Raw genomic sequence first — 21,738 nt, 5'->3', positions numbered from 1 at the left:
CGATGCGTACCGTCTTTATGGGGACGCCGGATTTTTCCGTGGGAATTCTTGCGGCGATGGCAGAGCGGCGCGATCTCATGGATATCGCCGCTGTCGTCACGCAGCCGGATCGCCCGCGCGGGCGCGGGAAGAAACTCAGCCCCTCTCCGGTTAAGGCGTGGGCACTCGCGCATGATATTCCCGTTCTTCAGCCTGCGCGCGCACGCGATGCGGCCTTTGCCGAAGAGCTGCGCGTCCTCCGTCCCGACGTGGCGGTGGTGGCTGCATTTGGGCAGATCCTGACGCAGGAGATTCTGGATATCCCCGTGCATGGCTGCATCAATGTGCACGCATCCCTGCTGCCGCTGTACCGCGGTGCTGCACCGATTCAGCACGCGGTGATGGACGGTGTTGCCGTGACGGGGATTACGACCATGCAGATGGACGCGGGACTCGACACGGGGGATATGCTCCTGCGGCGCGAGGTTCCCATCCATGCGGATACAACGTACGGAACCCTCCACGATGCCCTGATGGAGACAGGGGCGGCACTCCTCGTGGAGACGCTGGAACAGCTTGCGGCAGGGACGCTTATCCGTACGCCGCAGACGGGGGAGAGCACCTATGCTGCGCGCATTACGCGTGAGACGGCGCAGATCGACTGGTCACGCACGGCGCGGGAGCTCGACGCCCTCGTGCGCGGGCTGAACCCTGTGCCCTATGCGGAGACACATCTGGGTGACGCATTGTATAAGATCGGTATGCTGTCCCTCACAGGGGAGCGGACAGATGCGCCGCACGGCACCATTCTCACGGCAGATCGGCGGGCAGGGCTGCGCGTCGCAGCAGGCGATGAGATCGTGCAGGTGACGGAGATTCAGGCACCCGGGAAACGGATGATGGCGGCATCCGAATTTTTGAACGGCTGTGCACTGACCGCAGGAGCACGTTTTACATCATGAGTACGGAGACATTGACGGTCAACGGCGGCAAGGCGGGGGAGAAGAAGACGATTCTCCTGCCCTCACGGCCAAAGAAGCGGCTCTTTATCGGGATGCTCCTGCTCGTGACCCTGCTCGCCGCCGTGCTCCTCTTTGGGATTTGGTACATTGGCGTGCCGGGGCTCGAGCGCATCCAGCCGCTTCTGCCGTGGGCGATCGGCGCCCTGCTGACGGGCGCGGTATTCCTGTCCTTTTTTGGTATCTTCAATATGGTGCTTGCCGTTGCGGGACTGCCGTACCTCCCGTGGATGAAGCGGCAGACTTACGAGCTGATCAATCTGCTCTTTCCTGCTGCCGTGCGCTTGGGCGCTCTTTTTGGCGTCAAGCGCCGTCGGCTGGAGGGCTCGTTTATCGCGGTCAGCAATCTGCTCTTTCACCGCATGCACATCCGCGTGCCCGCCGAGCGCCTGCTCGTCGTAACACCGCACTGCCTGCAGCTCGCGAGCTGCCCGCACAAGGTGACGCGCGATCCGAACAACTGCAAGCGCTGCGGCGGCTGCAACATCGGCGATCTTGTCGCACTCTCAGAGGAGATGGGCTTTCACTTCTTTGTCGCGACGGGCGGGACACTGGCACGACAGATCGTCTACAATACGCGGCCGAAGGCTGTGCTTGCGATTGCGTGTGAGCGTGATCTGATGAGCGGCATCCAGGATGTCTTTCCGCTTCCCGCCGTCGGGGTGCTCAACATCCGCCCGAACGGTCCCTGCTACAATACGAGCGTGGATATGGCGGAGGTGCGCCGTCAACTGGAAGAAATCATCGAATCGAAGAAAAAGGACGTATAGATGCCAAAGCCGTACGATGCGAATAAAATCGACCGCATACGCGAGCAGGCCATGCAGGTGCTCCTGCGTATTCACAGTGAGGGGGCCTATGCTAATGTGGCGCTGGCAGAGGAACTGCGCATCGCACAGATGACGGAGCGCGACCGCCGTTTTCTGACAGAGCTGGTCTATGGCACGGTCAAGGCGGGCGAGACGCTCGATTATATGATTCGCCGCTATGTCGCCGATCTCAAAAAGGCGCAGCCGCCCATACGCGAGCTTCTGCGCCTTGGCTTTTACCAGATCTTCTTTATGGATAAAATCCCGTCATCCGCCGTCTGCCATACGGCCGTGGAATTGGCGAAGAAACATGGCGGAAAGGGGGCGGCGTCCTTTGTCAATGGGGTCCTCCGTACCGCCCTGCGTGAGCCGAAGCGTGCAGCGCTCCCTCAGGGGCATGATGCACGCTCGCTTGCGCTGCGGATGCAGCATCCCGTGTGGATGGTGGAGCGGTGGCTGCGCGACTATGGCAGTGAACGTACGGAGACGCTGTGCCGCTGCGACAATGAGAGTGCACCGCTCACGCTGCGGACGAATACACTGCGCACGAGCCGCACTGCCCTTATAGAGCGGCTGACGGCGGCAGGAGTCCGCGCTGAGGCGTCACTGCGCGTCCCCGAGAGCGTTCTCCTGCATGCGCACGGTGCGCTCGATGCGCTCGCGCCGCTGCGCGAGGGGCTGGCGCAGGTGCAGGATGAGAGCTCGATGCTTGTGGCGCATGTCCTTGGGGCAGAGCCCGGCATGACGGTGATCGATGCCTGTGCCGCCCCAGGGGGGAAGACGACCCATATCGCTCAGCGGATGGAGAACCGCGGGCGCATTTGGGCATTTGACATCCATGAGGAAAAACTGCGGCGTATCATGCGCAACGCAGAGCGGCTCGGCATCTCCATCATTGAGACGCAGCTCCTCGATGCGCGTGAGGTCGGTGCGCACTATGGTGTGTGTGCCGACCGCGTTCTTGTGGATGCACCGTGCTCGGGGCTCGGTGTCCTGCGCCGCAAACCTGATGCTCGCTGGCGCAAAACTCCATCGGACGTTAAGACGCTGCCGCCGCTGCAGCTCGCGATTCTGGCGAGTGCGGCGCGAACGGTGAAGCAGGGCGGCGTCCTCGTCTACAGTACCTGTACGATGGAGCGCAGCGAAAATACCGCCGTGGTGGAGGCATTTTTGCGCGGGCATGAGGACTTTGTCCTTGAGGAAACGGGGGCGTTTTTGCCGGAGCAGAAAACAGCAGAACGCATGGTACAAATCATGCCGGAGACGGGTGGGCCGGACGGCTTCTTTATCGCCCGTATGAGACGCCGATGAATATTTTTGGATGGACGAAGACAGAGCTTGCCGATGCCCTTCGTGCAGAGGGGATCCCTCGCTTTCGCGCGGACCAGGTTATCCGATGGATGTATCAGCGCGGTGCGGTTTCTTTTGATATTATGGACAATCTGCCAAAGACGCTGCGCGTTCGTTTGGCGGCGCTTTTTTCCATCGAACGGCCGCAGATTGCCGCGCGCCTTACATCGACGGACGGCGCGACGATCAAGCTCCTCTATGCATTTGCTGATGGGCAGACGGCAGAGACGGTGCTCATGCGTCATCCCTACGGCAACAGTGTCTGCGTCTCGACGCAGGCAGGATGTCGGATGGGGTGTGCTTTTTGTGCATCGACACTGCACGGGCTTGTGCGTAATTTGACCGTGGGGGAGATCGCCGCGCAGGTGATCGGCATGGCAGATTACCTGCGGCAGGAGGGGGCGCACGTCGATACGATTGTCGTCATGGGCTCGGGCGAACCGTTGGAAAACTATGATAATGTCATTGGTGCACTGCGCCTTTTGCATGCAGATGATACCATCGGACTCAGCTATCGCGGCATCACACTTTCGACGTCGGGGATTGTTCCCGGAATTCTGCGGCTTTCGGAGGAGGGGATGCCCATCTCCCTCTCCATTTCTCTTCATGCGCCGACAGAGGAGCTGCGCTCGTCGTTGATGCCCGTTAACCGCATGTATCCTATGGCGGATGTACTGCGCGCGGCACAGACCTATGCCGCGCGGACGAAGAGGCGCGTGACCTATGAGTATATCCTCATCCGCGATGTGAACGACGGAATACGTGAAGCAGAGCAGCTTGCGGAACTTTTGCGCGGACAGCTTGCAAGCGTCAATCTCATTCCCATCAACCCTGTCGTCGAGCGAAACCTTCTTCGCCCGTCGAAGGGGACCGTGCGCCGCTTTCAGCGTGTTTTGGAGGAGCGGCACATCACCGCAACCGTGCGCCGTGAGATGGGGACGGACATTCAGGCGGCATGTGGGCAGCTCCGCAGCAGGCTGATGGACGCAGGACTATAATTTTTTCAGGATTTATGCTATGATATAGAAGTTGTTTTATATTCTTATGAAGCATGTGGATTTTCCTGTGCTTTACGATCAAAGGAGAGCGATGCATGATGATGGATCGCGTGGAATCGTTTCTGGGGGATCACATTGAGGGATTCTTCAACCGCAAGTTCAGCAGTCATCTGGAGCCGGTTGAACTGATCAGGGGATTGGAGAAAGAGGCAAAGCGTCAGGGAAGCGCCTCGATTGCCAATGCTTACGTCATTTCCCTTGGAACAGAGGACTATCAGCGCCTCTGTTCTCATCGTGTGACGGATGAGCTGGGCACGGCACTGAAGCGCTGTATTATCCGAGAGGATCTTCTGATGGAAGGGCGGCTTAGCATCTCATTTGTTGTTGATTCTTCTCTGCGTGCAGGTTCCTATCGTATGACCGCACAGATGCAGCAGAAGCATGTTCCGGAACAGAACGAGCCGGTCTCCCATGATACGATGGCACAGACCATTGTGCTGGAGCGTCCGTCGATGCGGGATGTGCGCTGCCTCGACCTGCCGCCGGAGCATGAGCTTGCCATGCTCACTGTTCTCAGCGGGGCAGATGAAGGTATCACCATGCTGCTTGGTGAGCGCAAAATCTATATGGGACGTATGCCGCGCAATGAGTTTATTCTGACGGACACCAATGTCTCGCGCGTGCATGCATGGATTTCCTATGAGCAGCATCGGCACATGCTCTATGATGCGGAGAGCCGCAATGGGACCTTTGTCGATGGCAGGCGGATTGAGATGCAGTGCCTCAGAAACGGGGATGAGATATGCCTCGGGACAACAGCGCTTCGCTATGAGGTATGCTGATGCCGGCGCTTTTTCTTAAGGCGCTGCGCGTCATATTGGAATATGGTGCATTGCTTTGGCTGGCTTATTCCGTCTTCCGTATCGGGCACCTCATGTTTTCCTCACTGCGCATGGATTTGCATGTACCACGTGCGCCTGTGCAGTCGGTCGGAGCACCGACACTCCTTGTCCTCACCGGCAAGGGGATAGAGGGAAAGAGATATCCCCTAGGGCATGAGCTGTCGATCGGCCGCAGTCCGGATAACGATATTGTCCTTTCAGACAGCTTTGTTTCACATCATCATGTTCTGATTTATCAGCGGGAAAATTCATATATTGCAGAGGATCTTGGCAGCCGCAACTGTACCTACCTGAACGATGGGCGGCTGTCGGGACGGGCGTATCTGCGCCCCGGCGATGTTCTGCGCATCGGTGCCGTGTCTCTGCGGTTTGAGAGGTAAGCACATGATAGAAGTTTCGAGTGCGTCGGATATCGGCCGTGTACGAACGTCGAACGAGGACAGCTGCGGCGTATTCGTCCATTCCGTCTATGTCGTGGCAGATGGCCTCGGCGGACATGCAGCAGGTGAGGTGGCAAGCCGCATTGTTGTTGCCGCTGTGCATGATATGGCGAATGCAGGTGAACCCATCGATACGGCGTCGCTCAAGAGTGCAGTGCTTCGTGCGAACCAGCAGGTATTGGATGCCGCTGCAGGCAATTCCTCCTATGAGGGGATGGGATCGACGGCGACGGTTCTTCATATCGATGAAGCTGCGCAGATGGCGCATTATGCGCACGTCGGCGACAGCCGTCTCTATCTTCTGCGGGATGGAGAATTCCGCCAGATCTCGCGTGACCACTCCTATGTGGAAGAACTTGTCGCACGAGGAGAACTGAGTGAGGCAGAAGCACAGCATCATCCGCGCAAGAATTATCTTCTGCGTGCCGTCGGCATCGAGGAACGCCTGCATGTGGATGGTGATTCGTTTCCCGTTGAGGCGGGGGATCGCTTTCTCCTCGCAACAGATGGGCTGACCAATATGGTTGAGGATGCAGAGCTGTGTACACTGCTCGGCGGTGTCCCCGCCGATGCTGCCCATCAAATGGTGAAACGTGCCCTTGATGCAGGGGGAACGGATAACGTAACGGCGATTGTCGTCGCCTGTGATCCGTCATGATGCATAAATTGCGATTTGCTCCGCTCGGTATCCTCCTCTGCGGACTTGGTATTCTTCTGCTGGAGCACGGGGCGGGGCAGCCCGGCTGGCACTTTGACTGGCAGACCGATTTGCCGTATTTGCCGTATCTCGGCATTCTCCTGCTTTGCGGCACGGTGAGTTTTTTCCTTGCGGCACGGCGCAGACTGGATCGTGTGCCCTTGATGCTCGCTTATGTACTCCTTTCCGTTGGCCTTGCGGAGATTGCACGGCTGAAGCCAGATCTCTTCACAGCGCAGCTGCGCTGGGCATCCATTGGAATCATCCTGTGGATGACGGTGATTCTTATGTGGGATCGCCTTGCGCGGATGTTTTCCTATCCTTACTTGCTCGGTGCAGCTACCACCATCGTCCTCCTGCTTCCTCTGCTCTTTGGTGTCTCCATTGGCGGCAATAAGAATTGGCTGGCATTCGGCGCTTTTTCTGTCCAGCCCTCGGAGTTTGGCAAGATTCTTCTCGTGTTCTTTCTTTCTGCCTATCTTGCCGATCATCATGCCGTGCTGACACTTCCGGCACGGCGCGTCGCATTCCTCCATCTGCCGCCCGTACGTTTCATCGCGCCTCTCATTGCTCTCTGGGGACTTTCCGTGCTGATGTTTGTTATCGCACATGACCTCGGCGCGGCATTGTTTTTCTTTGGCATGGCAGTGGTTATGACCTATATGGGAACAGGGCGCAAGTCCTATGTGTTTCTTGCGGGAGTGTTCATTCTTGCTGCGGCAGCACTCAGTTATATGCTTTTTGGGCATGTGCGTGTCCGCTTTGACATCTGGATGCACCCGTGGGCAGACCCAAATGGTATGTCATATCAGATCGTTCAGGCTCTCTTTGCCATCGGCAGCGGCGGTGTCTGGGGGACGGGATTTGCTGAGGGGCATCCCGGACTGATCCCGGAGGTGCACACGGACTTCATCTTTGCTGCGATTGCCGAGGAGTTCGGTCTGATTGGTGCAGCTGCTGTTCTCCTCGCCTATGCACTTATCTTTTGGCGTGGTGTCCATATTGCTATGTGTCAGCTGCGTGTGGAGCGGGCTCTTGCTGCAGCAGGTGCTGCGACGGCGCTTCTCCTGCAGGCGTTCATTATCATTGCGGGCGTTACGAAACTTCTGCCGTTGACGGGCATCACTCTGCCCTTTGTCAGCTATGGCGGCAGCTCCATGGCGGCGAGTTTTGTTTTTCTTGGTATTCTGACGGCACTGTCCGCACCACGTAAGGAGGCGGCACCATGACGGATGAAAAGATGCGCCGGCATATCGCTGCCGCTGCTGCGTGTCTGCTCCTTCTTATCGTTATCCAACTTCTTTACCTCGTCAAGCTTTCTGTGTGGGATGGTCCGGAACTTGCCGCACATCCGCTCAATATGCGCTCCGCACTGATGGAGGGAGATATACAGCGCGGCCGTATCCTCGATCGTGAGGGACGTGTCCTCGCCGAGAGTGATGCCGGAGGGCATCGTTCCTATCCTTATGGCACGGTGCTTGCACCTGTTACTGGCTACCGTACTGACCGTCATGGGGCGACAGGTATCGAGCAGACGGAGGGCGCTGCGCTCAGCGGGGTGACGAATGATGTGGCGGGGATGGGCCCACTGCGCACACTTCTGCGCGCCGATACGGGCTATGATGTCCGTCTTACTGTCGATGCGGAACTGTCGCAGACGGCGTACCGTGCGCTCGGCGAACATCGGGGAGCAGTCGTTGTAATGGACGCGGCGACGGGGGCAGTGCTTGCCATGGTGAGTACGCCATCCTTTGATCCTTCGGTGACAGAACGTGCGTGGGATGAACTATCGTCCCGTGCCGACAGCCCGCTCGTAAATCGGGCCGCACAGGGACTATATCCGCCTGGCTCTACCTTCAAGACACTGATCGCCGATGCGGCACTGAAGACTGGTGTGACGACGCCGGATGAGATCTTTGACTGTACGGGAGAGCTTGCCATCGGCAAGGACTATGTCCTGCATGAGAGTCACGGTGAGGCACACGGCCGACTGCGTCTCGCGGATGCACTGCGTGAGTCGTGTAATATTACCTTTGCGACACTCGCCATGCGCATGGGAGACAAGGGGCTCAGTGATGCGTTTGACCGCTTCGGTATTGGGGCAGAACTTCCAGCGGCGGAACTTACGATGGCGATGGCCCATGTTCCTTCTCTGCACGGTCTGAGCGACGGAGAGATTGCCCAGATCGGATTCGGTCAGGGACAGCTGCTTGTCACCCCCCTGCAGATGGCACTCGTTGCTGATGCGTTCGCGAATGGGGGACGCATCATGCAGCCATATCTCGTAGATGCTGTACTGACGACGGGAGGTGCAGCACTCTATGCAGCAAATCCGCAGGTGTGGCGGACGGCAACGACAGCCGAACGTGCTTCTATTATCGATGCGGATATGGAGGGAGTCGTTGCCTCCGGGACAGGTACGGCGGCAGAGGTCAGCGGCGTGCGTGTGACGGGCAAGACCGGCACGGCAGAGAACGCAACCGGAACCGATCATGCATGGTTTATCGGCACGGCAGAGCACGGCGGCCGCAAGATCGTCCTTTCCGTCCTTGTGGAGGAGGGCGGCTACGGCGGCAGAGCGGCGGCGGGGATTGCCCGTCGAATTATCAGCAGGTATTTTGAGGGCTGACACCCTGATGAGATAGTGCCTCGGCACACGGCAGAGGCGATAGGAGGAAGAAACATGGTCGAGCGTGTTTTGGATGGACGCTATGCACTGGAAATGCTTGTTGGCAGCGGCGGCATGGCGGATGTCTATCGGGCGAAAGATCAGCTTTTGGAACGCACTGTCGCTGTTAAAATTTTGCATCAGCAGTATGAGCACGACACGGAATTCATTGGGCGGTTTCAGCGTGAGGCAAAGGCTGCGGCGCGCATCACGCACCCCAATATCGTCAATGTCTATGATGTCGGTGTTGCCGAGGGACGCCACTACATTGTTATGGAGTATGTTCCGGGACGTACGCTGAAGGAGCGCATCAAGGAGGAGGGGGCTCTGCCCGTGGCTCAGGCGCTCCGCATTGCACGTCAGATCGCGGGAGCACTGGCACAGGCACATGCGAATAATCTTGTGCACTGCGACATCAAGCCGCATAACATCCTGGTCATGCCCGACGGAAACATCAAGGTGGCAGACTTCGGCATCGCACGCGCGGTGACTGAGTCCACCATGACGTACAACGATAATATCATGGGCTCTGTACATTATTTCTCTCCCGAGCAGGCGCGCGGTACGCTCATTACGCCGAAGTCGGATGTCTACTCCCTCGGCGTTGTTCTCTATGAAATGCTTTCTGGCCGCATCCCTTTTGATGGGAATACTGCCGTGAGTATTGCACGCAAGCATCTCGAAGAGGAGCCGCAGCCACTCCGTCTCCTCGTTCCGGGTATTCCGCCTGTCGTTGAGGCTCTTGTAGCACGCATGATGGCGAAGGACCCGTCACAGCGTCCGGACAGCAGCACACTCGCGGCAGATATTGCACATACGGAGCAGATGATGCATAGCGATACCACCGCTGTACCAGGGTTTGATCCGGATGCGACACGTGTTCTCAGCCCCATGGAAGCGCAGGAGCTCCATGCTGCTGTCCCGGCGTCGGAGAATGAGATAGAATTGCCGCAGGCGGAAGAGCGTTCATTCTATCAGAAGAAGAAGTTCAAGTTTGGGATTGTTCTCATTCTTCTTCTGGGATTCTTTACTGGTTTTTTCCTTAGCTTTGGCAAATTCTGGAGTTCCGTTGAGGTCACTGTTCCTGATGTAACAGGAAAGCAGCTGACACTTGCCCGACAGATTTTGGAGGATCAGCATCTGCGTGTTACGGTCGCTGAAACCTATGATGCATCTGTACCTGTCGGCATTGTCGTTTCGCAGACTCCTGAGGCAGGCATGACGGTCAAGGAAGAGCGTACGGTTACCATCTACGTCAGCAAGGGCGGTGAGGAGATCGAGATGCCGAATCTGCGCGGACTGACGAAGGCAGATGCCATCGCCAAACTCGAGCAAATGGGGCTGCGCCTTGGCTCAGCGTATGAGACATATTCAGACGAGGACAGTGGCACGGTCATCTCACAGGACCCGCGCAGCGGATCGCGCATCAGCAAAGGACAGTCGGTCGATATTACTGTCAGCAAAGGGCAGAAGGTCAAGAAGGTCGCAGTCCCTGATGTAAAAGGTGTACCATTGGATCGTGCCCGTGCGCTGCTTGAGAGCAGCGGTCTGAAGGTCGGAAGTACGGCAGAAGAGACGAGTACCCAGGCAGCAGGGACGGTTATCAGCCAGTCGCCCTCGGCGGGAGCTGAGATGGAGGCAGGGAGTGTGGTACGGCTCACTGTTTCGAGCGGAAAGGGGACTGAAACGAAGAACAGCGGGAAAAACAGCGAACCTAAGAAGGGGGATAAAGACCCCGCCGGACGCCGTATCCAGACGGAAAAGACAGAGTAGGGAGGCGGCTGTGCACCAGTACGGACGGATTCTGAAGGTCTACAACAGCGTCATCCACGTCAGCGTGAACAGTGCGGAGATACTCTGCAAGCTGCGCGGCAAGAGTACACGTGGGCGTGATGCACTGCTTCCCGGTGACATTGTGCGTCTGGAGAGGATCTCCTCCACGGAGGGCGTGATCGAGGGAACAGAGCCGCGCACATCGCTTCTTTTGCGTCCGCGCGTGGCAAATCTCACGCAGATCGTCGTCACTGTCGCTGCCGCCGCCCCCAATCCACACCCGCTCGTTGTCAGTCGCTTTCTTGTACTTGCCGAGCACAGCGGCATAGATCATATCGTGCTCTGCATCAATAAGATTGATCTGGCTGGCGGCAACATGACGGAATTCTGCACGCCGTACGAAGCAGCAGGGTATCCCGTCCTGCTGGTGTCTGCAGTGAATGGGACGGGACTTTCGGCGTTGCAGGAGCGTCTTGCAGGAGAGATCACGGTCTTTGCAGGCCCTTCGGGCGCAGGAAAATCCTCCCTGCTCAATGCAATGGATTCGTCCCTCGCTCTGGCAGTGGGAGCGGTCAGTGAGAAAATCGGACGCGGTCGGCATACGACGCGCCGCGCCGAACTCCTTCCCTTTGCGGGTGGCTATGTCGTCGATACGCCGGGCTTTACCCAGCAGGAGCTGACGGGAATCGCGGCGGACGAGCTCGCGGACTGCTTTCCTGAGTTCCTGCATTTCCCGGGCTGCCGCTTCACGCCGTGCAGCCACAGTCATGAGCCGAACTGTGCCGTTAAGGCGGCGGCAGAGGAAGGACGGCTCGCGTGTACGCGCTATGATGCTTACATTGCGTTGCTGGATGAAATCAGATCGGTAAGAAGATAGGAGAATACCCATGACACACGAGCATGAATATGAAGAAGAAATGATGGAGGAAGAGGAACATATCCACGTAGAGCGACCGACGATTATCGCCCCGTCCATCCTCTCAGCGGATTTTGCGAATCTCGGGGCAGAGGTGCGCCGCGTCGAGGAAGCAGGGGCAGAGTACATCCACATTGACGTGATGGACGGGACGTTTGTGCCGAATATCACGATGGGGGCATGTGTGGTCGAGAGCCTGCGCAAGGTGTCCAAGGCGGTCTTTGACGTGCATCTGATGGTCGAGCACCCCGAGACGCACATCGAGAGCTTTGCGCGTGCGGGTGCGGACATCATCACCTTCCACGTCGAGGCGACGCGTCACGCGCACCGCGTCATCCAGCAGATCAAGGCGGCGGGCTGCCGTGCGGGAGTCGCACTCAATCCGGGCACCTCCATCTACACGCTCGAGGAGCTGATCGACGATGTCGACATGGTGCTGCTCATGACAGTGAACCCCGGCTTTGGCGGGCAAAAGTTCATCGAGAACACACTCGGGAAGATCCATGCCCTCTACCATACGATTGAGGGGAATGAACTGAATGTCGACATCGAGGTCGACGGCGGCATCAATGCGGAGACGGCGGAGTCCGTGCGCTCCGCGGGAGCGAATGTGCTCGTCGCCGGATCATATATCTACGGTGCGGCAGATGTATCTGCTGCCATCGCGTCGCTGCGCGGCTGATCGAAAAGGGGAGAACGGTATGGGAGAACGTGCAGTCATTCTGCTCTCGGGGGGGCTTGACAGCTGCACCTGCATGGCGATCGCCCATGCGGCGGGGCAGGAACTCTATCCGATCAGTTTTAACTACCATCAGCGCCACAGTCGTGAGCTGGATGCGGCGAGGAGCATTGCCGCTCACTATCATGCGGCAGAGCATCTCATCATTGAAACGAATATGGACGCCATCGGCGGTTCAGCGCTGACCGACAGTGCCATTGATGTCCCACAGGGCAATGCGGAACGGACCGACATTCCCGTCACATATGTGCCTGCCCGCAACCTCATCTTCCTCAGCTATGCGCTCGGCTATGCGGAGCGCGTTGGTGCCGCACACGTCTACATCGGCGTGAACTCTGTGGACTACTCGGGCTATCCCGACTGCCGCCCGGAATTTATTGCGGCGTTTCAGCGCGCAGCAGATGCGGCGACGGCGGCATCTGCGGAGGACGGACGGCGTATCGTCATCGAGACGCCGCTCCAGCATCTCTCAAAGGGTGAGATCATCCTCCGCGGGGATGAACTCGACGCACCCTACGCACTGACAACGAGCTGTTATCGCGGCGGCACTGTGGCATGCGGTGTCTGCGACAGCTGCCTTCTGCGGCTGCGCGGCTTTGCCGAGGCAGGGCTGCATGACCCCATCCCGTATGCTGAGGGGAAGAACTGATGCAGGACGTACAGAGCAGGGAGGACGGGCGCGGCATCGCCATTCAGCGCGTCGGGGTCAAGGACGTGCGCCTTCCCTTTCTCATCAAAAAACAGGCGGGCGGCTATCAGCAGGTGCTGGCAACGATTACCTTCACCGTTTCCCTGCCGATGGAGTTCAAGGGGACGCATATGAGTCGTTTCCTTGAGATCCTGCTTCCGTGGCGCGAGAAGCCTCTCGCCGAGGAGGAGATGGATGCGATGCTCACGGAGGCACTCGATCGTCTCCAGGCCGAGGCGGCAGAGGTGCGGCTCGCATTTACCTACTTCCTCGAAAAGAGTGCGCCCGTCAGTGGACGCACTTCTCTCCTCGATGTCGATGCGTCCTTTACGGGACGCAAGCGGCGTGGCATGCCGATGGAGTTTGAGCTGGGACTGTCCATGCCGTTCACCTCGCTCTGCCCGTGCAGCAAGGAGATTTCCTCCTATGGGGCGCACAATCAGCGCTCGCGGGCGCGCGTGCGGCTTCGCTTCCATGAGGGCGTGCCGTGTATCTACATCGAGGATCTGGCATCGCTTCTCGAACAGCAGGGCTCTGCGCCCATCTATCCGCTGCTGAAGCGCGCCGATGAGAAATACGTCACAGAGGAAGCGTACGAGCATCCGAAATTTGTCGAGGATATCCTGCGGGATACAGTCCTTGCTCTGCGGCAGCTGCCGGGGCTTGCGTACTTCTCTCTCGCCTGTGAGAATGAGGAGTCCATCCACAGCCACAATGCCTTTGCGGCACATGAAGAATATTTGAACTAAAGGAATCACGGACAACACAAGGACGCTGAATTATCAGTGCGTCCGCAAGGATTCCTTCCTCAGGGAAAGGGGGAGAGGGGCGAACCATGGGGAAATTCATACGGCGCTTCCTACTCCTTTTTGTTCTTGTTGTCGGTATCTCTGCTGCCGTCATTTACACCACCGTCGATATCAATACTCTGCACAATCTGACGCGTTTTCAGCCATGGTCGCTCGTGCTTGCCCTCTGTGCTATAGCACTTGGCATGTTTTTTGACGGCAGCCGCCTGATGCATCTTGTCCGCATTTCCAACGAGCGCATTACACTGTATCAGGCGGTGCAGGTGATCTTTGGCAATTACTTCCTCGCTTTGCTTACCCCAGGGGCGACAGGGGGCGCTGTGGCGCAGGTCATGTTCCTGCGTCATGCGGGCGTACCGACAGGGAAAGCGGCGGTGCTCGTCATTGTGCGAACCCTGCTGTCAATCTTTTTCCTTGCCCTTTGTATGCCGTTGATCTTCCTCCATGACGAAGGAATCGTTCCAGGAATCTCTAACGATGTGCTGATGGCGATAACCCTTGCCGCATTTCTTGGTATCATTCTCATTGTCATCAGTGCGCGGCGCGGCTATCTCGACTACCTCGTCGTACGTCTTGCCCGACGGCTGCGTGAATGCCGCCGGCGCAAGCTATTTGCCCTATACCGCGATACGAAGAGCGCCATCTCACTCCTGCTTGATGCACCGCGCCAGATGCTCATTGTATTCATCGAGTCGGGGCTGAACCTCCTGTGTATCTACGCGGTCGTTCCATGTCTGCTCCTTGGCCTCGGCGTTGTCGATGCGGACTGGTATACCGTCATGGGACGCATGATCTTCCTTAATATGCTTCTCTATTTCAGCCCGACACCGGGCGGATCGGGAATTGCCGAGGGCGGCTTTGTCCTCCTCTTTGCCGCTGTCGTCCCCGCAGGAACGGTCGGCATCGTTGCAGTTTGTTGGCGGCTTATTGCTGAGTATCTGCCGTTTCTCATCGGCTTTTATTACACCATTACTGTTTTTGGGCGTGAGTTCTTACGGCGTTACTGAGATTTCTATGGGCGTTGTTATCTTCCCTGTTCAGTGATGCTGCCGCAGCTTGGCTTGATGAGGTGACGAAGCCATTTCTGTCAAGGCTGTACAGTCTGAGCGGCTGGCAGTGTTCGTTAAGAGTCTCAAAGTGAGAAGCGAGTCCGCAGCAGAGTTTGACAGCCGCCTTTAGGCGAGCATGGCAGAGTGCGTCAGTGTGTGAAATTCCTATTGGAGGATAACTCTTCCCAGAACTTCATCCCGAGGGAGAACCCATACGTCATCCGGCGTACGGAATCCCTCGGTTTTTTGTATGGGCGCGGCCGTGAATACGTCATAGGAAAGCGTATCCGTTGCTCCGCGCAGCCCGAGCACAGTGTCTGCGGTCACGTGGCTGTTGTGAACCTCTGTGCCTTACCCGCAGACTGCACCGACCTCAAGCTCAAAGTAGAGTCCTGTCTTTTGTTTCGGGTATCGTGTCGAAAGTTCATTTCGGAAATACCATCCGTTTGTGCCCTTAAATTGTTCTTTCGATTTCCTCATTCCCAATATATTTTGCAGCTTGGCGCATTGCTTTCATGTCGTGCATGGAGATAAATCTGCCGACGGAACTATTGTCCGAATCTCTGACATTTTGTGGACGGAGCAAAAATGACAACAAGTTTTTTCGCGGAGAGGGAGATGATGTGATATAAGTTGTATTTGACAAAAATCAAAAAGTCAAATATAATGGTAGAGATCACAATTAGGAGTAAGCAAAAGAAGGTGGTATGATGAGCAACATTGCCGATATGATCGAGTCGTATATTCTGCGCCAGCTCGCCGCCTGTCAGGATGGAAAGGTGGAGCTGCGCCGGACGGACATCGCTGATGAGATTTCGTGTGCGCCGTCACAGATCAGCTATGTGCTCTCTACGCGTTTTACGCAGGATAAGGGCTTTGTGGTGGAGTCGCGGCGCGGGCTTGGTGGTTTTATCCGTATCGTACAGGTGCCGCTGCGTGATCTTGTTTACCGTGATATGATGTCGAAGATCGACGAACATACGGACTGTGATGCAGTGCAGACCATGCTGCGATATTTGATGCAGCACGGCATGATTGAGACTCGTGAGACAGCCCTGATGCTGCAGATGGTGTCCGGGCTGTTCCATGCAGAGTCTCTTGATCCCAAAGAGCGTGTACAGATGCTGAAAACAATGTTTTTGACACTGGAGAAATTTACCTAGTTATTCGATAGATATAGATAAAGGAACTGTCGTCCAGACGGATGAAAAAGGAGCGCACGAATGATTTGTGAGGAATGCGGCCGCAATGAGGCGATTGTACACATTGTGCAGATTGGTCCGGGTGGTCGGAGCGAAAAAAACATCTGTATGAACTGTGCCGCGCGCTATGGTGCGTCGATTCTTCGCGCTCAGCAGGAGAATGTCTCAGCGGAGGATTTTCTCAAGGGTCTCTTTGGCAGCAATCAGCAGGAGAGCACAGAGGAGGATGACGTTCCCAGCATTACCTGTCCCAACTGTGGGATGCGTTTTGCCGATCTTTCGAAGACAGGGCAGATTGGATGTTCCGTCTGTTATGAGACGTTCCAACACGAACTTGCACCGCTGCTGCGGAGGATTCATGGGGCGAGCATTCATCGCGGCAAGATTCCGCGACGCTCCGGCAGTGATATTATGCTGCGTCGGGAGGCAGAGCAGCTGCGCACGGGCCTCAAGGAAGCAGTTGCCAATGAGGAGTACGAGAAGGCGGCAGAGCTGCGCGATCGGATTCGTGCATTGGAGCAGCGTATGGAGGCGAACGGCCATGGCACTTGAGGATCTCCTGCGTGCGGAACAGCTTCCGTGGTTTGGTGCCGCCGGACAGGACAGTGATGTTGTGCTGTCGAGCCGCGTACGTCTTGCGCGCAATTTGGTGCGGCTTCCTTTTCCGGGGCGTGCTGATGATGCACAGCTGGCAGAGATACAACGGATTTTGGATAATGTCCTTGCGGATCTTGGCACGGCATTCGGACAGACCTTTGAGCGCATCGTCATCGATGAACTGTCGGATGTTCAGCGGGAGGTCTTGATCGGGAAGCAGCTCATCAGTGAGAAGTTCACTGCCGACCAGCCGCACCGCATGGCGTACATCAGTGCGGATATGGGGATTGGCATCCTTGTCAATGAAGATGACCACCTGCATATCCAGGCAATGACGCCGGGGCTTTCTCCTGCACAGGCATTTCAGACGGCGGCGCGGGCAGATGATTTCATCGAAGCGCGGCTCGATCTTGCCTTTGATGAGCGGATGGGCTATCTGACCGCTCAGCCGACCAATCTTGGCACGGGATTGCGCGCCTCGGTGATTGTTCATCTTCCGGGGCTCGTCTACACTCGGAATATAGAAAACATCATCCACTCATTTCCCCAGCTCGGGCTTGCTGTCCAGCCGCTTCACGGCGGTGCTGAGGGCGCACATCTCTATAAAATCTCGAACCAGCTGACGCTCGGTTATGCCGAGGCGGAGATTATTGAAAACCTGCGCACGGCGGTCGGGGAGATCGCCGCACATGAACGCCGCGCACGCAAGGCTCTGTCCTACGTCGGCAAGGACAGTGTCGAGGATGGTGTTTGGCGTGCTCTTGGAATTTTGTCTTATGCACGTTCGCTGACGGAGCAGGAAACACTTGACCTGCTCTCGCGTGTGCGTTATGGTATAGATCGAGGGATCATCACCGGCGTATCGGGGGATTGCTATGGTGAGATTGCCGTGGCGGTACATGATGCCTATATCCGTTATATGGCGGGCAATGAAGAGTATACAGCGGGGGAGATCGCCGGCATGCGCGCAGCGCGTGTACGGGCAATTTTAGATAAATATAAAACGCAGGGGTAAGGAGGGGAACAGCTTGAACTACCGTCAATTTTTCACACAGGCGGCGATTAAAGCCGTAGAGTTTTCACAGTATATTGCGCAGCGGCGCGGCAAGGGGTACATCGGTACCGGTCAGCTCCTGCTTGGGATTCTGCACATGCGTGACACGACTGCAGCCGAGGCATTGGATAAGTGCGGTGTAGACTACGACAGTGCGGAGCAGGTGATTCGGGAAGGGGACGGTTTTCAAGATGTCTTGACCCCGGAGGAGACGCCCTACTATACGCGGCGCGCCCAACGTGTCATGCAGGGAGCGATTGACACCGCGCGTGAGGAACGCTCCTTTGTGACGACAGAGCACATCCTGCTTAGTCTGCTCGCAGAGGGTGAGGGGACAGCCATACAGACGCTGGAAGATCTTAACGTGGACATCGAGGCACTGCAGAATGATGTGCGTGCCCAGATGGAAGATACGGAGGAGGCACCGAAAGAGAGATCAGCACGCCGCAAGACCGGAAAGGACAGTCGTAAAGGGCTGCCTGCCTCACTGAAGAAGTATGGTACCGACCTGACTGCGGCAGCGGGCGGCGGAGAACTTGATCCCGTGATCGGACGCACGGCAGAGATCGACCGCGTGATCCAGATTCTTGCGCGGCGCACGAAGAACAACCCGCTTCTGCTTGGTGAGGCAGGCGTTGGCAAGACAGCCATCGCCGAAGGGCTGGCGCGCCGCATTGCTGCAGGAGAGGTGCCGTTCTTGCTCGAGGATAAGCGCATCGTGACGCTGTCGATGACAGCACTTGTGGCGGGGACAAAGTACCGCGGAGAGTTCGAGGAACGTTTGAAAAATGTGGTGGATGATGTCGTTAAGGCAAAGAACATCATCCTTTTCATCGATGAAATTCATACGCTCATCCGTGCGGGCGGTGCCGAAGGTGCGCTCGATGCGGCGAATATCCTGAAGCCTGCCCTTGCGCGCGGACAGATGCAGATTATCGGTGCAACAACGCTGAGCGAGTATAAGAAGTATTTTGCCAAGGATGGTGCGCTTGCCCGACGTTTCCAGACTGTCACAGTGGATGAGCCGGGCGAGGCGGATGCCGAGCAGATCCTTCTCGGGCTGCGCGGACGCTACGAGGAGTTCCACCATGCACGTATTGAGGATGGTGCCGTTACGGCGGCAGTGCGTCTCTCCCGGCGCTATCTGACGGATCGCTTCCTGCCGGATAAGGCGATTGATCTGATGGATGAGGCAGCATCCCGTGTACGTATGAAGAGCGTCGGGGGAACGGATAAACTGGTTGGACTGCGCCGCGAAATAGCGGGAGTTGTGAAGGACAAGAATACGGCGATCAGTCGACAGGACTATGAGACGGCAGCAAAACTGCGCGACCGTGAGAAGGAGCTGCACGCAAAACTCGAGGCATCCCGCAGGAGCGAAGATACACGTACGGAGATTCGTGTGACGGAGAATGACATTGCTGATGTGGTGGCACAGTGGACAGGAATTCCTGTCCAGCGCATCGCGGCGAAGGAGTCAGATCGGCTTCTTGCTCTTGAGACGCACATTGGACGCCGTGTCATCGGGCAGGATGAAGCAGTACGTGCGGTCGCGCGTGCTGTGCGCCGCGCCCGCGCCGGGGTGAAGGATCCGCGCCGCCCGATTGGTTCGTTCCTCTTTCTTGGTGCGACCGGTGTTGGCAAAACCGAGCTTGCACGGGCCCTCGCTGAGGCGGTATTCGGGACAGAGGAGGCAATCATCCGCTTCGATATGTCTGAGTATATGGAGAAGCATACAACGGCACGCCTCGTCGGTGCGCCTCCGGGCTATGTCGGCTATGAGGAGGGCGGTCAGCTCACGGATGCTGTGCGGCGCAAGCCGTTTTCCATTATTCTCTTTGACGAAGTGGAGAAGGCACATCCGGATGTGTTCCACATGCTGCTGCAGGTGCTTGAGGATGGACGTCTGACAGATGGACAGGGACGTGTCACGGACTTCCGCAATACGATCATCATTATGACCTCGAATGCAGGAGCCGATCACCTGCGCTCGACGCGCGGAACCATCGGTTTTGCTGTCGGACTACAGGCGAGGGCGGATGAAGAACAGGCGAAGAAACGTGTTCTCGAAGAGGTACGGAAGATTTTCCGCCCGGAGTTCCTCAACCGTGTAGACGATATGATCGTATTCAATGCGCTTGGAGAGCCTGAGCTGTCGAAGATCGTGGATATCCTGCTCCGTGATGTGAAGGTACGCCTTGCCGAGCAAAAGATCAATATCGAGGTCAGCCCGTCGGCCAAACGGGTACTCATTGCAAAGGGCGCAGATGTCAAGTTCGGTGCACGTCCGCTGCGGCGAGCCATTCAGAAAAACATTGAGGACGCACTTGCCGAGCACATCCTTGCCCGTGACTTTGCGTCGGGGGACAGCATTTCTGTGCGCAAGCTCGGAGATGGACTGAATTTCGTCAAAAGGGATAAGACACGCAACCGCCGTGCGAAGAATGGGAAAAAGGAGCCTTGCCGTGAGGCATGAAGGGGGCAATGTGCTTGCTCCGCACTCACGACTTGGACGACTGGGTGATTTTTTTCTTAATTTCGGCTGGTCGCTGTACTGGCTTGTGCGCTCTGCGCGGCGGCTGATTCTGTCTCGGTGAATGAAGGGGCTGCTGCATGAAGGTCGACTACCTCGTGCAGCAGCCCTTTCTTGTGTTCCTTTTGATGGAGAGATTATGGCAAAGAAAAAAAAGATGATGTATGTCTGTCAGAACTGCGGATACGACAACACGCGCTGGATGGGCAAATGTCCCAGCTGTGGTGCATGGAATACGATGGCGGAGGAGGTTGTCGTCCCCCCGGCGGAGGAACGACGGGGCGTCGCTTCAGCAGGGGAACCTCCGCAGCCGATCGCAGAGATCCGTGCGGAGGATCTGCCGCGTTTTTCGACCGGATCAGGCGAGCTTGACCGTGTTCTTGGCGGCGGTGTAATCCCTGGCTCCATCGTGCTCATTGTGGGAGATCCTGGTGTCGGTAAGTCGAGCCTTACCCTGCGCGCCTCGGCGGATATTGCGCGGAAAGGACGACGTGTTCTCTATGTGACAGGGGAGGAGAGTGCACGTCAGATCCGAATGCGTGCCGACCGTCTGCAGGCTGTGGCGGATGAGCTGCTCGTTGTCAGTGAGACGAATCTCGATGCGATCTGCGCGCATGCGGAACATGTGAAGCCTGCACTTATTATCATTGATTCCATCCAGACGATGTATCGTCCCGACATTGAGAGCGCGCCAGGCAGTGTCTCACAGGTGCGCGAGTGTGCCATGGAGTTGATGCGTGTCGCGAAGACAGCGGGCATCGCGGTTTTTGTCATTGGCCACGTGACAAAGGAAGGAAGTCTGGCGGGACCACGGGTTCTGGAACATATCGTGGATACCGTACTCTACTTTGAGGGGGAGCGAAACGCTGAGTATCGTGTGCTGCGTGCCGTGAAAAATCGTTTCGGCAGCACGAATGAATTGGGGCTCTTTGAGATGCGGGATGTGGGGCTGGTCGATGTACCCGATGCGTCGAAACTCTTTCTCTCGGAGCGTGCCCCCGAGAGCGGTTCAATTATCGTTCCGACCGTAGAGGGAACCCGCCCTCTGCTCGTAGAGGTACAGGCATTGGTTGCACCGACGCCCTATCAGCCGCCGCGTCGTACGGCAGACTCTGTGGATGTCAAGCGTATTCAGCTGCTGCTTGCCGTTCTTGAGAAACGCGTACGCCTGCCCATCGGTGCTGCCGATGTCTATGTGAAGGTCGCGGGCGGTATCCGTCTTGATGAGCCTGCGGCCGATCTTGCCCTTTGTGTTGCGATGGCATCGAGTTTTGCGGGGCGTCTGCCGCGCCCGCAGATGGTCGTCTGCGGGGAGGTCGGGCTCTCGGGGGAGGTGCGCGCTGTCTCGCAGGCGGAGCAGCGCATTGCCGAAGCAATGCGGCTCGGCTTTCATGCGGCACTTTTGCCAATGAAGAACTATCGCCAGCTGAAAGGAAAGTTTCCGGAAATGGATTTGCTGGGGGCAGAGACGATTGGCGATGCCCTTAGGTGCGCCATGCCAAAAAATATTTAAGAA

The 21,738-nt window shown here is 57.2% G+C and carries 21 protein-coding genes; 20 read left to right on the top strand and 1 reads right to left on the bottom strand.

Going from position 1 to position 21,738, the window contains the following annotated elements; genetic code table 11:
- Nucleotides 1-2 precede the first annotated feature (2 nt).
- The 15 genes from fmt (at nucleotide 3) to HMPREF0908_RS10090 (ending at nucleotide 14,794) form a co-directional block, all read left to right on the top strand.
- Nucleotides 3-941, top strand: coding sequence for a methionyl-tRNA formyltransferase (gene fmt, locus HMPREF0908_RS10160; RefSeq protein WP_211204806.1), 939 nt, complete (start codon nucleotides 3-5; stop codon nucleotides 939-941).
- Complete coding sequence (locus HMPREF0908_RS10155) at nucleotides 938-1,768, top strand: DUF116 domain-containing protein (RefSeq protein WP_006691413.1); 831 nt, start codon at nucleotides 938-940, stop codon at nucleotides 1,766-1,768. Before fmt ends, HMPREF0908_RS10155 begins: the two co-directional genes overlap by 4 nt.
- Complete coding sequence (rsmB, locus tag HMPREF0908_RS10150) at nucleotides 1,769-3,118, top strand: 16S rRNA (cytosine(967)-C(5))-methyltransferase RsmB (RefSeq protein WP_006691412.1); 1,350 nt, start codon at nucleotides 1,769-1,771, stop codon at nucleotides 3,116-3,118.
- Entirely contained in the window at nucleotides 3,115-4,155 is a 1,041-nt protein-coding gene (rlmN, locus tag HMPREF0908_RS10145; protein WP_006691411.1) for a dual-specificity RNA methyltransferase RlmN, read from the top strand. The genes rsmB and rlmN overlap by 4 nt, the downstream gene beginning before the upstream one ends.
- A gap of 98 nt (nucleotides 4,156-4,253) precedes the next feature.
- Nucleotides 4,254-4,997 carry an FHA domain-containing protein gene (locus HMPREF0908_RS10140; protein WP_040572747.1) on the top strand — a complete coding sequence of 248 codons (744 nt, stop codon included), beginning with the start codon at nucleotides 4,254-4,256 and terminating at the stop codon, nucleotides 4,995-4,997.
- Nucleotides 4,997-5,437: an FHA domain-containing protein gene (locus HMPREF0908_RS10135; RefSeq protein WP_040572734.1), complete on the top strand. Its 441-nt coding sequence runs from the start codon at nucleotides 4,997-4,999 to the stop codon at nucleotides 5,435-5,437. Before HMPREF0908_RS10140 ends, HMPREF0908_RS10135 begins: the two co-directional genes overlap by 1 nt.
- A 4-nt stretch (nucleotides 5,438-5,441) precedes the next feature.
- The gene (locus HMPREF0908_RS10130; protein ID WP_006691408.1) at nucleotides 5,442-6,155 is read left to right on the top strand and encodes a Stp1/IreP family PP2C-type Ser/Thr phosphatase; all 714 of its coding nucleotides are present in this window, start codon (nucleotides 5,442-5,444) and stop codon (nucleotides 6,153-6,155) included.
- On the top strand, nucleotides 6,152-7,423 hold the full coding sequence (locus HMPREF0908_RS10125) for an FtsW/RodA/SpoVE family cell cycle protein (protein WP_006691407.1): 1,272 nt from the start codon (nucleotides 6,152-6,154) through the stop codon (nucleotides 7,421-7,423). Before HMPREF0908_RS10130 ends, HMPREF0908_RS10125 begins: the two co-directional genes overlap by 4 nt.
- Nucleotides 7,420-8,823, top strand: a complete 1,404-nt coding sequence (locus HMPREF0908_RS10120) for a peptidoglycan D,D-transpeptidase FtsI family protein (protein ID WP_006691406.1) — start codon at nucleotides 7,420-7,422, stop codon at nucleotides 8,821-8,823. The genes HMPREF0908_RS10125 and HMPREF0908_RS10120 overlap by 4 nt, the downstream gene beginning before the upstream one ends.
- 54 nt (nucleotides 8,824-8,877) lie before the next feature.
- Entirely contained in the window at nucleotides 8,878-10,635 is a 1,758-nt protein-coding gene (gene pknB / locus HMPREF0908_RS10115) for a Stk1 family PASTA domain-containing Ser/Thr kinase (RefSeq protein WP_006691405.1), read from the top strand.
- Nucleotides 10,636-10,645: 10 nt separating this feature from the next.
- On the top strand, nucleotides 10,646-11,512 hold the full coding sequence (gene rsgA, locus HMPREF0908_RS10110) for a ribosome small subunit-dependent GTPase A (RefSeq protein ID WP_006691404.1): 867 nt from the start codon (nucleotides 10,646-10,648) through the stop codon (nucleotides 11,510-11,512).
- A gap of 10 nt (nucleotides 11,513-11,522) precedes the next feature.
- Entirely contained in the window at nucleotides 11,523-12,233 is a 711-nt protein-coding gene (rpe, locus tag HMPREF0908_RS10105) for a ribulose-phosphate 3-epimerase (protein WP_006691403.1), read from the top strand.
- Nucleotides 12,234-12,252: 19 nt separating this feature from the next.
- On the top strand, nucleotides 12,253-12,939 hold the full coding sequence (queC, locus tag HMPREF0908_RS10100) for a 7-cyano-7-deazaguanine synthase QueC (protein WP_006691402.1): 687 nt from the start codon (nucleotides 12,253-12,255) through the stop codon (nucleotides 12,937-12,939).
- Nucleotides 12,939-13,727, top strand: coding sequence for a GTP cyclohydrolase FolE2 (gene folE2, locus HMPREF0908_RS10095; protein WP_006691401.1), 789 nt, complete (start codon nucleotides 12,939-12,941; stop codon nucleotides 13,725-13,727). Before queC ends, folE2 begins: the two co-directional genes overlap by 1 nt.
- 86 nt (nucleotides 13,728-13,813) lie before the next feature.
- Nucleotides 13,814-14,794: a lysylphosphatidylglycerol synthase transmembrane domain-containing protein gene (locus HMPREF0908_RS10090; protein WP_006691400.1), complete on the top strand. Its 981-nt coding sequence runs from the start codon at nucleotides 13,814-13,816 to the stop codon at nucleotides 14,792-14,794.
- Nucleotides 14,795-15,001: 207 nt separating this feature from the next.
- On the opposite strand, the gene HMPREF0908_RS11070 is transcribed toward HMPREF0908_RS10090, so the two are convergent.
- On the bottom strand, nucleotides 15,002-15,163 hold the full coding sequence (locus tag HMPREF0908_RS11070) for a hypothetical protein (protein ID WP_169304143.1): 162 nt from the start codon (nucleotides 15,161-15,163) through the stop codon (nucleotides 15,002-15,004).
- Between the two features lie 383 nt (nucleotides 15,164-15,546).
- Here HMPREF0908_RS11070 and HMPREF0908_RS10085 point away from each other — a divergent pair, with 383 nt between their 5' ends.
- From HMPREF0908_RS10085 to radA, 5 genes are all read left to right on the top strand, one after another.
- Nucleotides 15,547-15,999: a CtsR family transcriptional regulator gene (locus HMPREF0908_RS10085; protein ID WP_040572733.1), complete on the top strand. Its 453-nt coding sequence runs from the start codon at nucleotides 15,547-15,549 to the stop codon at nucleotides 15,997-15,999.
- Between the two features lie 60 nt (nucleotides 16,000-16,059).
- Nucleotides 16,060-16,590 (top strand): UvrB/UvrC motif-containing protein, encoded by a 531-nt coding sequence (locus tag HMPREF0908_RS10080; protein WP_006691394.1) that lies wholly within the window; start codon nucleotides 16,060-16,062, stop codon nucleotides 16,588-16,590.
- The gene (locus tag HMPREF0908_RS10075) at nucleotides 16,580-17,650 is read left to right on the top strand and encodes an ATP--guanido phosphotransferase (protein ID WP_006691393.1); all 1,071 of its coding nucleotides are present in this window, start codon (nucleotides 16,580-16,582) and stop codon (nucleotides 17,648-17,650) included. The genes HMPREF0908_RS10080 and HMPREF0908_RS10075 overlap by 11 nt, the downstream gene beginning before the upstream one ends.
- A gap of 13 nt (nucleotides 17,651-17,663) precedes the next feature.
- Entirely contained in the window at nucleotides 17,664-20,165 is a 2,502-nt protein-coding gene (locus tag HMPREF0908_RS10070; RefSeq protein ID WP_006691392.1) for an ATP-dependent Clp protease ATP-binding subunit, read from the top strand.
- A gap of 196 nt (nucleotides 20,166-20,361) precedes the next feature.
- Complete coding sequence (radA, locus tag HMPREF0908_RS10065) at nucleotides 20,362-21,735, top strand: DNA repair protein RadA (protein ID WP_006691391.1); 1,374 nt, start codon at nucleotides 20,362-20,364, stop codon at nucleotides 21,733-21,735.
- Nucleotides 21,736-21,738: the final 3 nt, after the last annotated feature.

The sequence above is a fragment of the Centipeda flueggei ATCC 43531 genome, from assembly GCF_000160695.1.
GTDB classification, from domain to species: domain Bacteria; phylum Bacillota; class Negativicutes; order Selenomonadales; family Selenomonadaceae; genus Centipeda; species Centipeda flueggei.
The sequence above is the reverse complement of the archived record's forward strand: the minus strand, read 5'-3'. Positions and strand labels throughout refer to the sequence as shown.

Coding starts and splice junctions, on each gene's coding strand:
- radA (WP_006691391.1), top strand. CDS start 20,362: ATGGCAAAGAAAAAAAAGATGATGTATGTCTGTCAGAACTGCGGATAC.
- HMPREF0908_RS10130 (WP_006691408.1), top strand. CDS start 5,442: ATGATAGAAGTTTCGAGTGCGTCGGATATCGGCCGTGTACGAACGTCG.
- pknB (WP_006691405.1), top strand. CDS start 8,878: ATGGTCGAGCGTGTTTTGGATGGACGCTATGCACTGGAAATGCTTGTT.
- HMPREF0908_RS10080 (WP_006691394.1), top strand. CDS start 16,060: ATGATTTGTGAGGAATGCGGCCGCAATGAGGCGATTGTACACATTGTG.
- HMPREF0908_RS10075 (WP_006691393.1), top strand. CDS start 16,580: ATGGCACTTGAGGATCTCCTGCGTGCGGAACAGCTTCCGTGGTTTGGT.
- rsmB (WP_006691412.1), top strand. CDS start 1,769: ATGCCAAAGCCGTACGATGCGAATAAAATCGACCGCATACGCGAGCAG.
- HMPREF0908_RS10120 (WP_006691406.1), top strand. CDS start 7,420: ATGACGGATGAAAAGATGCGCCGGCATATCGCTGCCGCTGCTGCGTGT.
- HMPREF0908_RS10140 (WP_040572747.1), top strand. CDS start 4,254: ATGATGGATCGCGTGGAATCGTTTCTGGGGGATCACATTGAGGGATTC.
- HMPREF0908_RS10125 (WP_006691407.1), top strand. CDS start 6,152: ATGATGCATAAATTGCGATTTGCTCCGCTCGGTATCCTCCTCTGCGGA.
- fmt (WP_211204806.1), top strand. CDS start 3: ATGCGTACCGTCTTTATGGGGACGCCGGATTTTTCCGTGGGAATTCTT.
- HMPREF0908_RS10135 (WP_040572734.1), top strand. CDS start 4,997: ATGCCGGCGCTTTTTCTTAAGGCGCTGCGCGTCATATTGGAATATGGT.
- HMPREF0908_RS10090 (WP_006691400.1), top strand. CDS start 13,814: ATGGGGAAATTCATACGGCGCTTCCTACTCCTTTTTGTTCTTGTTGTC.
- rlmN (WP_006691411.1), top strand. CDS start 3,115: ATGAATATTTTTGGATGGACGAAGACAGAGCTTGCCGATGCCCTTCGT.
- queC (WP_006691402.1), top strand. CDS start 12,253: ATGGGAGAACGTGCAGTCATTCTGCTCTCGGGGGGGCTTGACAGCTGC.
- HMPREF0908_RS10085 (WP_040572733.1), top strand. CDS start 15,547: ATGAGCAACATTGCCGATATGATCGAGTCGTATATTCTGCGCCAGCTC.
- HMPREF0908_RS10155 (WP_006691413.1), top strand. CDS start 938: ATGAGTACGGAGACATTGACGGTCAACGGCGGCAAGGCGGGGGAGAAG.
- folE2 (WP_006691401.1), top strand. CDS start 12,939: ATGCAGGACGTACAGAGCAGGGAGGACGGGCGCGGCATCGCCATTCAG.
- rpe (WP_006691403.1), top strand. CDS start 11,523: ATGACACACGAGCATGAATATGAAGAAGAAATGATGGAGGAAGAGGAA.